Origin of the sequence: Megasphaera cerevisiae DSM 20462, from assembly GCF_001045675.1 — a bacterium.
Taxonomy (GTDB): domain Bacteria; phylum Bacillota; class Negativicutes; order Veillonellales; family Megasphaeraceae; genus Megasphaera; species Megasphaera cerevisiae.
On the sequence record NZ_LEKT01000038.1, the window covers coordinates 17,400 to 29,320 of the forward strand.

At 46.0% G+C, this 11,921-nt stretch carries 10 protein-coding genes and 1 other RNA gene; 5 read left to right on the top strand and 6 right to left on the bottom strand.

Translation table 11 applies throughout. From position 1 onward, the window contains the following. Positions 1 to 8: 8 nt before the first annotated feature. The 4 genes from AB840_RS10600 to rnpB all read right to left on the bottom strand — a co-directional run bounded on the left by AB840_RS10600 (position 9) and on the right by rnpB (position 3,700). Positions 9 to 785 carry an ABC transporter permease gene (locus AB840_RS10600; protein WP_048514821.1) on the bottom strand — a complete coding sequence of 259 codons (777 nt, stop codon included), beginning with the start codon at positions 783 to 785 and terminating at the stop codon, positions 9 to 11. A 12-nt stretch (positions 786 to 797) separates the two neighbouring features. Continuing rightward, positions 798 to 1,571 carry a DUF4422 domain-containing protein gene (locus AB840_RS10605; RefSeq protein ID WP_048514822.1) on the bottom strand — a complete coding sequence of 258 codons (774 nt, stop codon included), beginning with the start codon at positions 1,569 to 1,571 and terminating at the stop codon, positions 798 to 800. A gap of 106 nt (positions 1,572 to 1,677) precedes the next feature. After that, complete coding sequence (gene wbaP / locus AB840_RS10610; protein WP_072061826.1) at positions 1,678 to 3,126, bottom strand: undecaprenyl-phosphate galactose phosphotransferase WbaP; 1,449 nt, start codon at positions 3,124 to 3,126, stop codon at positions 1,678 to 1,680. Between the two features lie 226 nt (positions 3,127 to 3,352). Further along, an RNA gene (gene rnpB, locus AB840_RS15810) (RNase P RNA component class A) lies at positions 3,353 to 3,700 on the bottom strand. Between the two features lie 114 nt (positions 3,701 to 3,814). Between rnpB and AB840_RS10615 the strand changes: the two genes are divergently transcribed. Next, on the top strand, positions 3,815 to 5,383 hold the full coding sequence (locus AB840_RS10615) for a DEAD/DEAH box helicase (protein WP_048514823.1): 1,569 nt from the start codon (positions 3,815 to 3,817) through the stop codon (positions 5,381 to 5,383). A 9-nt stretch (positions 5,384 to 5,392) separates the two neighbouring features. Here AB840_RS10615 and AB840_RS10620 read toward each other — a convergent pair whose 3' ends face one another. After that, a complete protein-coding gene (locus tag AB840_RS10620) occupies positions 5,393 to 6,205 on the bottom strand; it encodes a tetratricopeptide repeat protein (protein WP_048514824.1) in 813 nt (270 codons plus the stop codon). Positions 6,206 to 6,414: 209 nt separating this feature from the next. On the opposite strand from AB840_RS10620, the gene clpB reads away from it, so the two are divergent. The 3 genes from clpB (at position 6,415) to AB840_RS10635 (ending at position 10,440) form a co-directional block, all read left to right on the top strand. Further along, positions 6,415 to 9,009 (top strand): ATP-dependent chaperone ClpB, encoded by a 2,595-nt coding sequence (gene clpB, locus AB840_RS10625; protein ID WP_048514825.1) that lies wholly within the window; start codon positions 6,415 to 6,417, stop codon positions 9,007 to 9,009. Positions 9,010 to 9,301: 292 nt separating this feature from the next. Beyond that, positions 9,302 to 9,808, top strand: a complete 507-nt coding sequence (locus tag AB840_RS10630) for an S-adenosylmethionine decarboxylase family protein (RefSeq protein WP_048514826.1) — start codon at positions 9,302 to 9,304, stop codon at positions 9,806 to 9,808. A 29-nt stretch (positions 9,809 to 9,837) separates the two neighbouring features. After that, positions 9,838 to 10,440, top strand: coding sequence for an HD-GYP domain-containing protein (locus tag AB840_RS10635; RefSeq protein ID WP_048514827.1), 603 nt, complete (start codon positions 9,838 to 9,840; stop codon positions 10,438 to 10,440). 184 nt (positions 10,441 to 10,624) lie between these two features. Here the strand turns inward: AB840_RS10635 and AB840_RS10640 are convergent, their stop codons facing one another. Then, positions 10,625 to 10,828 (bottom strand): hypothetical protein, encoded by a 204-nt coding sequence (locus AB840_RS10640; RefSeq protein WP_048514828.1) that lies wholly within the window; start codon positions 10,826 to 10,828, stop codon positions 10,625 to 10,627. Positions 10,829 to 11,064: 236 nt separating this feature from the next. Between AB840_RS10640 and AB840_RS10645 the strand changes: the two genes are divergently transcribed. After that, positions 11,065 to 11,298, top strand: coding sequence for a hypothetical protein (locus AB840_RS10645; protein ID WP_048514829.1), 234 nt, complete (start codon positions 11,065 to 11,067; stop codon positions 11,296 to 11,298). The last annotated feature ends 623 nt before the right edge of the window (positions 11,299 to 11,921 follow it).

Here is an 11,921-nt window from a genome sequence, read left to right on the forward strand (position 1 = left end):
TTTCCTCCTCAAATATATAAAATAAATTGATTCTGTACCTTACGAAAAATTAAAATACCTGCAACTAAAAACACCATTGCTATACCAAAGCAAATTCCCATAGTATGTAATTCTGGAATTCCGTCATTATAAACAACTTCTCTGAATCCCTTGACATAATAATAAAGGGGATTTATAGTTAATATCCATTGATACTGCGCGGGTACAATGCTTTCAGGATAAAAGATTGGGGTAGCATAATTCAAAGCAGTTAACAATACCCCATAAAGGTGATAAATATCTCGAAAATAGATCACACAAGCCGATAAAATTAAACCCACCCCCATGCAGAAAGCTAACATCAATATTAAAGGTATAATAAAAGAAATAATTCTCCAAGTAGGTGTCTGACCAGTGTATAACATCATTATGACAATTGCTGGCACTGTAAAAAGCAAATTAACACAACTAGACATGACACGTGAAGCAGGGAATAGATATTTAGGCACGTAAACCTTTTTTATCAATGCACCATTTTGAAGAATAGAACCCATCGCAAAATTTGTTGATTCAGCAAAAAAAGTAAATGCAACTTGTCCAACTAAAAGATAGAGTACATAGTTTTCAATAGCAAATCGGAATAAAGTAGAGAATACCATTGCTGTGATAATCATCATAAGTAATGGATTTAACATACTCCATAAGACACCTAAAACACTACGTCGATATTTGGTTTTAATATCACGTTCCACTAGGACACATAATAAGTATTTATACTTTAAAATTTTTTTTAATGAAGCTAACAAGTTTTCTGTCTCCTATCTTCCATTATGGATATGAATAAATTTGCGTATTAAAAAGGCGCTACTCTTTTTAAGCCAGTTCTGGTTTTCCATAAAGGATACATTTTGCTCAATATAGGAAATCTGGTTCTTCTCCAGCCAGACATCAAGTAAACGTTCTGCAACAAAGCCGAAAACTCGCTGTTGATAGCGGTCATAGCCTTGTAGGTTCAAATATTTTTCTAACGTTTCTAAAATACCAAATAACCATGTCATGTAAGAATCGAGCAAATCCCGTCGCATAACAAACATATTAAACATGTGCGCCCATGTACGACTCATGACTTTTTCAAAGGAAGATACATAAGCAGGATATGTTTCTCTTATAATCTTTTCTGTCATATCCAAGCCTTCCTGATGATGTGCATGATTATAATGAGAGCGATTACTTTCTATGTAATATCTGCGCTTATCAGACACTACAACGGAATATTTAGCTAGCAGTATTTCCCATTCCGAAACTGTCAAGATTTGCCGCTTCTTGTTATCAATATTCCGAACCTCTTTTCGTGTGAAATATCGCCGGTAATGAACCATACCAATGTAATCGGACCTTACATTTTTCCATGCCCAATACATACCTGTTAGTTCACAGAAATTAGCGTTTTTAGAACTAATGTTATCACCGGTATTATCTGCTATATATCCCAAGTCAGTTTTTCCTTCTGCACCAACTTGCAGGGGAAGATACACCGGATCATCTGGCATCCAATAGTGTTTATGCGTTGCAACAATAATTTTGATATCCACTCACATTCACCTTTCAGATCATACCTTACGTTTTTTATATCGCCGTTTTTGATCGCCGTTTTTTATGATTATCGGCGATAATCATAACTGCCACTATATTGTAACACTAATACGCACCCTTTTTCCCTGCTACAACCTTGATCGTCCGCCAAATCAGCACGATATCAAACCAGACGTTCCAGTTCCGCACATACCACGTATCCATTTGGACACGTTCGTCATAGGAAACATCGTTCCGACCGCTGGTCTGCCACATGCCGGTAACCCCAGGGCGCACCATATAGAAATCTTCGATATATTTGCCATATCGGGAAATTTCCTCCCGAATGATGGGGCGGGGACCTACGAGACTCATATCTCCCTTGAGAACATTGAAGAGCTGCGGCAGCTCATCCAGACTGGTTTTGCGCAGGAAGGCACCGCTTCTGGTAATACGCGGGTCGTTTTTGAGCTTGAAGTCCATGTCCCATTCTGCTTTAGCCTGCGGATCCGTTTCCAGTAGCTTTTTTAGTTTGACGTCAGCATCCACACACATGCTGCGAAATTTGTAACACGAAAATTCGTTGCCGCCTCTTCCGATACGGCGATGTTTGAAGATGACCGGGCCTGGTGAATCGGTGTATATCCATAAGGCAATCCCCATAAACAATGGCAGCAGACAGAGAACGCCCACACTAGTACAGAGGATATCAAATATCCGTTTAAACAGGCGATTGTACCGGCGCGCTAAATTATTGCGAAAGCTGAAGGCCACAATATGCCCGTCAATCAGACTTTCCATATCGAGCGTTGCCAGCGGCATACTCCCCATATCGGGAACAAAGGAAATTTTTTTGACCAAGGGCTGCAGGCGGTACACAATCGTTTGGATATTCTTCGTATCAAGTCCTGGCGCAATGACCATAATATATTGCACTCCCGTATGCCGTATCACCGCTTCCGCATCAGCAAAGCCGCCTAAATGAGGCATCATGGCAACTACCTCAGGATGGGGGGTATGATCCTCCAAAAATCCGACAAATTCATACCCAAGGCCAGTGTCTTTTCGAAAATAGTCCAATACGATGGATGCCGTTTTTCCCGCTCCCATGACCAAAATAGGAATCTGCAGCATCTCCACACGATTCAGGCATTTTTTGATGATATAGCGACCTGCGATTAAGCATAAAAAAGAGAAGATAGCCAGCAGACCGACAAACAAGCGGGACGTCGTATCCGCTGTATGCGCTATATACATGACAATAATCAATACGGCCATGGCATATATCGTAACGTTGAATATATGGGATATCATGCGCCAAAATTGCATACGCCGTGTGTACAATCCATTTACATGCATAAATACAAGGTATACCACCGGCACAATAACATGAAAGCTCAGCCATGATAGCTTAAATACCGTCGTCGTAACAAAAAAATTCCGCAAGCCACATGAAATCCACTCTGCAGCCAATATGGCAACATAGTCGACCACCATCAAGACCAGCGGTAAGAGCTCCGAACTGTATTTATTCTTTAACGAAATAGCAGAAACAGACTCCCGAGTTTTTATCATTACAGATTTCACCCAATCTCAGTTTAGTATAGCACCACATCGCACCCATGTATTCACATAACGACTGACACATATCATAATCAATTATATATATCCATAGATACCATATGTTGTTCCTTATCATTATACCGTCAAAGAGCGCTGTTGTCTACCATATAGCCCTCTTGCCAACACAAAAAAGCAAAGAGCCTCCTTTTCAGGATACGCTCTTTGCTTATAATCAAAGGTGATGAGTACTCAATAAGCCGAGTTTTGTTCTGCCTGCGCAGACGCAATCATCTATCTAGACATGCCATTGCTGACATGTTCAAGCGACACAACCCGGAAGGTCGGCGGGCCGCCTCATCCCTCCCCTATTCGGTCTTGCTCCAGATGGGGTTTACCTAGCCAGTAAGTCACCTTACTGCTGGTGCGCTCTTACCGCACCGTTCCACCCTTACCACTTGCGTGGCGGTACACATTTCTGTGGCACTATCCCTAAAGTCACCTTCGCCGGACGTTATCCGGCATCCTGCCCTATGGAGCTCGGACTTTCCTCTCAGCCATATGGCTCAGCGATTGCGTTTCCTACTCATCTGCTCTAGAATAGCATACTATCCGGTCAGGGTCAAGATTTTTTTTCTATTATCCCCTATCTTTTTATGTAGTATAATGCTATAATGAGTAAGTTACACAGAAGGAGGATTACATGTTAGAAAAATTCCAAAATTTAAATATTAGTGAAGTCATTATCCAAGCGCTCAATGAAATGGGTTTTGAAGAACCGACGCCGATTCAGGCCGAATCTATTCCGGTCGCATTGTCCGGAAAGGATATGATCGGTCAGGCACAGACAGGGACGGGCAAAACAGCCGCATATGGTATTCCTGTTTTAGAAAAGATATTGGCCGCTGATCCGACAAAGGACATCCAGACGGTTGTCCTATCACCGACTCGTGAACTGGCTATGCAGGTCGCAGAGGAACTCAATCATTTGTCCCAGTTTACATCCATTCAGGCCTTGCCTATTTACGGCGGCCAGGATATGGAACGCCAGCTGCGCCGTCTACGCAAATGCCCGCAGATCATCGTCGCCACGCCGGGTCGTCTCATTGACCACATGAAGCGCGGCACCATCAACTTGAGCCATCTTTCCACCATCGTCCTCGACGAAGCGGATGAAATGCTGGATATGGGCTTCATTGACGATATTAATCTTATTATGTCGGCCACACCGGACACACGGCAGACCTTGCTTTTTTCCGCAACCATGCCAAAACCGATCCAGCAGCTCGCAGAAACCTTTCTCCATGATCCGCAGATCATCCGCATGAAGAACAAGGAAGTCACCATTGAATTAATCGAACAGTCCTATATCGAAGTGCCGGATCGCCAGAAGTTCGACATTCTTTGCCGTCTTCTCGATCTGCAGGAACCGGATCTTGCGATCATTTTTGTTCGCACCAAACGTCGTGTGGATGAAGTATCTGAAGCGCTGAAAAAACGCGGCTATTCTTCTGAAGGCATCCATGGGGATCTGACGCAGGCCAAACGGGATACGGTGATCCGGCAGTTCCGTGAAAAGACCATTGATATCCTCGTAGCGACTGATGTAGCAGCCCGTGGTCTTGATATCAGCGGTGTAACTCATGTTTTCAACTACGACTTGCCGCAGGATCCGGAAAGCTATGTCCATCGTGTCGGCCGTACCGGCCGGGCCGGACAGAGCGGTGAAGCGACAACCTTTGTGATTCCCCGTGAAATGGAACATCTGCGTGCCATTGAACGGCTTATCAAACGCCGCATTGCCCGCCGCAAAGCCCCAACCTTCTCAGAGGCTCTCGAAGGAGCACAACATGCCGCAGTACACAACCTTATTGCCGCAGCGGAAGAAGGCAATTTCGGCGGCCATAAAGAAAATGCGGAAGAGTTGCTTGCCAACTACGATTCTGTCGCCCTGCTTGCAGCCGCTATCAAACTCCTGACAAAGGAACCGGATATGACTCCTGTCAAGATTACGGAAGAAGCGCCTTTGCGGGTTCGTCGTGACCGCCGGCCCAAAAGAAGCGGCAATCACCGCAGCGGTGACCGCACTGATCGTGGTGATCGCGGTGACAAAAGAAATGACGACCGTCATGCAGACAAGCGCCGCCATTTTTCTCCGGGCAGTAAATCTTCATCCGGAAGCCGCAGTGCCAAGAGCAGTGCACCTCACAAAGAAAAAAAACAGCATAAAGAACCGAACCGTTCAACATTTAAACCCTATTTCAAGGATTAAACAGCACGTTCATTTTCGGTTTATCCATTCGGCTTGACGGCGCCAATACGCCGCTTGTTCCGGATCTGCTATCATGCCAATGCCTTTTTCACAGGCGTTGGCATAATTTTTTATGCCTTCAAGATATCCATTTTCTGCTGACAGGGAAAACCAATAGGCGGCCTGACAGACATCCTGTGCCACTCCCCTGCCATCGCGATATAGCTGTCCCAGATTATTCTGTGCCGGGCCGTCTCCGGCAAGAGCCGCTTTTTGATACCAATAGGACGCCTTCCTATAATCTTGAACCACGCCGCGACCCGTTTCATATAGATATCCCAAATTATTTTGAGCAATATAATTATTCTGCCGAGCAGCCTTACTATACCAATAGGCTGCTTTTTTGTCATCTTGTATCCCTGTATAGCCAAACTGGTACATAATGCCGGCATTGCATTGTCCATCACTATCATCGTGCCTCCCTGCCCGTTCATACCAGTACAGCGCCTGTATATAATCCTGCCCCGCACTCCAGCCGCTTTCATACAAATGTCCCAGATTATTTTCTGCAGGGCCATACGCCTGTTCTGCTGCTTTGCGATACCACGTTCCGGCCATGGAGCGGTCTTCTTCCACACCGATACCGTGTTCATATTGATAGCCTAGATTATACTGCGCCTCGGCATTTCCATGACGTGCGGCAATACGATACCAATATGCGGCACGACGCCATTCCTCCTCGGTTTCGCCGTCAAAGAAATAGATATCCCCTATCTGGCATTGCGCATTTGTATCGCCGCCAAAGGCTTTCTTTTCAAGATACTGTACGTCCTTATCGTTCATAACATCGTCTCCTATGTATTGCCTTAATCAAATTGTAATGACATCGTTCCTTCTTTGTCAAGAAAATTTCTTTGCTGTACCTTCTTCTCTTTTTTTTCTTCTTTTTTTGTTCTATTGACTTTTTGACTTTTACCTGTATAATAAGAATTGAGCTTGGGAATAAGTCCCTACTACAGAAAAAAGCCCTGTACTATGAGGAGGTTTTACCTATGGGAAACGAAAAATACACGCAAAAAGTAATCGATGCTTTTCAGTCTGCTCAACAGATTGCCGCGTTGAATTATAATCAGGAAATCAGTTCCGTCCACATGTTGATGGGATTGGTCAAGGAACCGGAAGGGCTCCTTTCCACCATTTTCTCGGAATGTCACACGGATCTGCCAATGCTGCAGGCCCGCTTGGAACAACTGCTGAAACGAATTCCATCCGTTAAAGGGCAGAGTCAGCTGACCATGTCTACCGAAATGGTTCGGATCATCGGCAAAGCACAGCAGCTTGCCGAATCCATGCATGACGACTATGTCAGCACAGAACACTTACTGGTCGGTATTGTGGAAGAAAGTGACGAAGCCGTTCAGTCCTTGTGCCGTGAGTTTGGCCTGACAAAGGACAAGATTTTGAGTACTGTCAAGGCAAATCGTAAAGGAAATGTCAACAGCGACAAGCCGGAGGATAATTATAAGGCGCTGGAAAAATACGGCCGTGATTTGACGGCAGCCGCTCGCAAAAACAAGCTGGATCCTGTTATCGGCCGTGACGATGAAATTCGCCGCACGATTGAAATTTTATCACGACGCACCAAAAATAATCCGGTTCTGATCGGGGAACCGGGGGTCGGCAAGACGGCTATCGTCGAAGGCTTGGCCCGCCGTATCATAAGCGGCGACGTACCGGAATCATTAAAAAATAAAACGCTCTATTCCCTCGACATGGGATCTCTGATCGCAGGAGCGAAATACCGCGGCGAATTCGAAGAACGTCTCAAATCGGTCTTAAACGAAATTTCCAAATCAGACGGCCAAATTCTTCTTTTTATCGATGAAATCCACACGGTCGTCGGCGCCGGCGCTTCAGAAGGCTCTATGGATGCCGGAAATATCTTGAAACCGATGCTGGCTCGCGGTGAATTACGCTGCATCGGGGCTACAACCCTAAATGAATATCAGAAATATATAGAAAAGGATGCTGCCTTAGAACGCCGTTTCCAGCCTGTCATGGTGGATCAGCCGTCGGTAGAAGACACAATCACGATCCTCCGCGGTCTGAAGGAACGGTACGAAGTGCATCATGGCGTTCGTATTCGTGATAAGGCTCTGGTCGCTGCCGCCATCTTGTCAGACCGGTATATTTCCGACCGGTTCCTGCCGGATAAAGCGATCGACCTGGTCGATGAAGCTGCCGCCAAGCTGCGTACGGAAATCGAATCCATGCCGGCTCCTCTCGACGATATCCGTCACAAGATCATGCAGCTGGAAATCGAAGAACAATCCTTGAACAAGGAAACAGATGAGGCTTCCAAGGAACGCCTGGCTAAAATCACAGAAACCAAGAATGAATTAAAAGAAAAAGAAAGTGCATTGCAAGCTAAGTGGGATGAAGAAAAGCAATCTATTCTGCGTACGCAGGCCATAAAAAAAGAAATTGACTCTGTGAAAAGTCAGATGGAACAGGCCGAACATAGCTATGATCTGGCCAAAGCCTCGGAATTGAAATATGGCAAACTTCCGGAACTGCAGAAGAAATTGCAGGATCAGGAAACGTATCTGGCAGAACATCAGGAGTCACAGCTGCTAAAAGAAGAAGTCGGTGAAGAGGACATCGCCCAGGTGGTCAGCCGCTGGACCGGCATTCCGGTGACAAAGATGATGACCGGTGAACGGGAAAAGCTGCTCCATCTCGACGATATGCTGCATCAGCGTGTCGTAGGTCAGAACGAAGCGGTCCGTGTCGTCAGTGATGCTATTATTCGTGCTCGTGCCGGCATCAAGGATCCCAACCGCCCTATTGGTTCGTTTATCTTCCTGGGACCGACAGGTGTCGGTAAAACGGAACTTGCCAAAACCCTGGCGGAAGCACTTTTTGACGACGAACGCAATATCATCCGCATTGATATGAGTGAATATATGGAAAAACACACCGTATCCCGTCTGATCGGAGCGCCTCCGGGATATGTGGGCTATGATGAAGGCGGTCAGCTTACCGAAGCCGTACGGCGTCGTCCATACAGCGTCATCCTTCTCGATGAAATTGAAAAAGCCCATCCGGATATTTTCAATGTACTGCTGCAAATTCTGGATGACGGCCGTCTGACGGACGGCAAGGGCCGTGTCGTCAACTTCAAGAATACGATCATCATTATGACCAGTAACCTGGGATCTCATGAAATTCTGGAAGCGCAGGACTTTACCCAGGCCGAAAAAGCAGTACGAGAATTGCTGAAGCAATATTTCCGCCCGGAATTTCTCAATCGGGTCGATGATATCGTCGTATTCAAAGCTCTCCAAAAGGATCAGGTCATGCATATTGCATCTATCCTCCTGAAACGGCTGAACGAACGGTTGGAAAAGCAAGTAAAGATACACCTCACATGGACAGAGGATGCGCTCCATGCGCTGGCGGATCAAGGCTTTGATCCCCAATTCGGTGCCCGTCCCCTGCGTCGTCTCATCACGCACACCGTAGAAACGGCTCTCAGCCGGGATATCATCAGCGGGGCTGTCCGTGAAGGAGATACCGTGTCTATTGGCTACGACGGTCACAGCTTTACCTTCAATCCGTATCACGAAACAACTGTTGAAAAATAAATATATTTTCAAATAAGGGTCTGTTATAGCAACGTATGGCACGAGTTAGATCTTGTGTCTTTGATATAACAGGCCCTTTCTTTGTATCTAATTCGCATGGAGTCATGATATATTGATATATCTTAGGTCTCTTTTTCAGTTTCAACCTCTCAAAAGCCTGTATTTTTACACAAAGGTTACAGAATAGCAATTTTATATATGTGGGAACACTATATTTCCTTTTAGAAAATCTCGTTTACAAGGTGGGAAAAACATTATATAATGAACTGTAACAATTTTACGGGTGGAAAATATGAACAACACATTAGGAAAACATTTACTTATTGACTTTTACAATTGTAAAGTCACATTCAGCGATCCGGAGGAGCTGCAGCCTATTATGGAACGGGCTTTTGAGCTTGTAGGCGCACCCTTGGACGGTATTACATTTTATCACATAGATGACGAGCTGACGTGTATTGCCGTATCGGGTAACGCCCATATCTGCATTCATACGTATCCGCTTCTTGCCTATGCCGCTATTGATATCTACAGCTTCAATATTGATTTGAAAGCCAGTCAGATCATGGGTGCCTTGAAGGTTAATTTCCGATCAGACCGCATCAAGGCTACCAGCATCCGCCGCGGCGATTTTGGATCGATCCGTGATATGCGTCCCAAACGGAAATCCAAGATCACGACAATCCGCCGGATGAAAAACACAGGGGCCCGCATTAAAAAGACAAGCACAAAAATGTTTAATATCCTGCGGCATCCCCCAAAAATACGACGGTCTCATCATACGGTCAAGAAAAAGTAATCTTCTGCAAGTGAAAGGGTTTGTTTATCATGTATATGGTATCTTTAAAACAGGCAGCCGGTATCGGCAGGGAAGAAATGAGTTCCCTTGATACAATTACGGCGGAATTGCTCAACTTCATACAGCTGAAAAGCCAGCGCCTATATATGCATTCCCTGCAGGTAGCCAACTACAGCGTCAGCATTGCGGCCAAGCTGGCACTGCCCAAAAGTGAAATTGAGCAAATCAAACATGCAGCCCTGCTCCACGATGTAGGTCTGCTCTTTGTTTCCAATACCCTTTTAGCTAAAATGCCGTATCTGAACCGTTCGGAAAAAGCCATGTATAAGCGTCACGCCGCAGCAGGCGGCAATATGCTGGAAAATATTCCCTGCTGCCAGGATATTATTCCGTATATCCGTTATCATCACGAACGCTGGGATGGTTCGGGTTTTCCCAAGCATTTATGCGGTGCTAATATTCCTTTTGGTGCCCGCATTATCGCTGTTGCGGACTATTATGACATGATCATCAATCCATCTACTGAATTTTGGGCCAAAACAAAACAACAAGCTGTACGGGAACTATTTAGCGCTTCCGGCCTTCTCTTTGATCCTGAAGTAGTCAAGGCTTTTATTGAAACACTGGGCTGAGACTACACAGTGCGCCGCAGGCGATGACCTATCCGGTCACGCCTGCGGCGCTTTTTTGTACCATACCTATCCTATGGTCATCCTTGTGTCCCTCTACCATACAATCGGGACCCCATTATGGCGCCCGCTTCACACAGCCCAGAATCCCTGCACCCTCGTAGGGGCCCCATTCATGGCGCCCGCTTCACACAGCCCAGAATCCCTGCACCCTCGTAGGGGCCCCATTCATGGCGCCCGCTTCACAAGCCCAGAATCCCTGCACCCTCGTAGGGGCCCCATTCATGACGCCCGCTTCACAAGCCCAGAATCCCTGCACCCTCGTAGGGGCCCCATTCATGGCGCCCGCTTCACACAGCCCAGAATCCCTGCACCCTCGTAGGGGCCCCATTCATGGCGCCCGCTTCACACAGCCCAGAATCCCTGCACCCTCGTAGGGGCCCCATTCATGGCGCCCGCTTCACACAGCCCAGAATCCCTGCACCCTCGTAGGGGCCCCATTCATGGCGCCCGCTTCACAAGCCCAGAATCCCTGCACCCTCGTAGGGGGCCCATTCATGGCGCCCGCTATATACACACATGGCATTGTATGGATTTACACAGTGAGAATCAGGGTGGGAATGTCTCATGAAGAATGGCGGACGTAATGAATTACGCCCCTACGGTGCAGGAGAAACCATTCACTATTCCTTATATACACTATCGCAGGATCGGCGTATGAAACAATGCGTTCCTATGGAACGCTTCCCCGGTTTCGTAGGGGCCCCATTCATGGCGCCCGCTATATACACACATGGCATTGTATGGATTTACACAGTGAGAATCAGGTTGGGAATGTCCCATGAAGAATGGCGGACGTAATGAATTACGCCCCTACGGTGCAGGAGAAACCATTCACTATTCCTTATATACACTATCGCAGGATCGGGGTATGAAACAATGCGTTCCTATGGAACGTTTCCCCGGTTTCGTAGGGGCCCCATTCATGGCGCCCGCTTCACACACAACCTCATAAGCTATCATCCTGCGTTCCGGTAATAATCAGATGGAACTCCGCAAAACCCTCGTTTCTTGAGCCCAACACCGGAATTTTTCCAATTTTTCCGGTCTCCACCATTGACTATCCCAATGATTACTAATACGAAAATCTTTTGAATTTTACTTCCCCAGTCGCGTTTCACTATACGTTGCTTACATAAATAATGTAAACTGCACAAACCAACAGAGTGTGCATCACTGCAGTATTCATCAGTGTTTCGTAGTATAATAAGTGCATGAGTATGGTGGAAAACAGCTCAAAATCCTTGCACACAGGTGATATAACATGTATAAAACTCCTTCTAAACAACTTTCCTTCGAAGATTTTAATCAGCCCTTGGGATTACAAATGGATCCGAACAACCGTTGGATCAAGAAAGCAGCATTCATTCCGTGGGACCTGGTAGAAAAGAAATATAAAAAACTGTTCAAAGGATTCAAAGGCC

Excerpts from the sequence above, each read along its gene's own strand:
- wbaP (WP_072061826.1), bottom strand. The coding sequence starts at position 3,126 with ATGATAAAAACTCGGGAGTCTGTTTCTGCTATTTCGTTAAAGAATAAA.
- AB840_RS10615 (WP_048514823.1), top strand. The coding sequence starts at position 3,815 with ATGTTAGAAAAATTCCAAAATTTAAATATTAGTGAAGTCATTATCCAA.
- AB840_RS10620 (WP_048514824.1), bottom strand. The coding sequence starts at position 6,205 with ATGAACGATAAGGACGTACAGTATCTTGAAAAGAAAGCCTTTGGCGGC.
- clpB (WP_048514825.1), top strand. The coding sequence starts at position 6,415 with ATGGGAAACGAAAAATACACGCAAAAAGTAATCGATGCTTTTCAGTCT.
- AB840_RS10630 (WP_048514826.1), top strand. The coding sequence starts at position 9,302 with ATGAACAACACATTAGGAAAACATTTACTTATTGACTTTTACAATTGT.
- AB840_RS10635 (WP_048514827.1), top strand. The coding sequence starts at position 9,838 with ATGTATATGGTATCTTTAAAACAGGCAGCCGGTATCGGCAGGGAAGAA.
- AB840_RS10640 (WP_048514828.1), bottom strand. The coding sequence starts at position 10,828 with ATGGGGCCCCTACGAGGGTGCAGGGATTCTGGGCTGTGTGAAGCGGGC.
- AB840_RS10645 (WP_048514829.1), top strand. The coding sequence starts at position 11,065 with ATGAAGAATGGCGGACGTAATGAATTACGCCCCTACGGTGCAGGAGAA.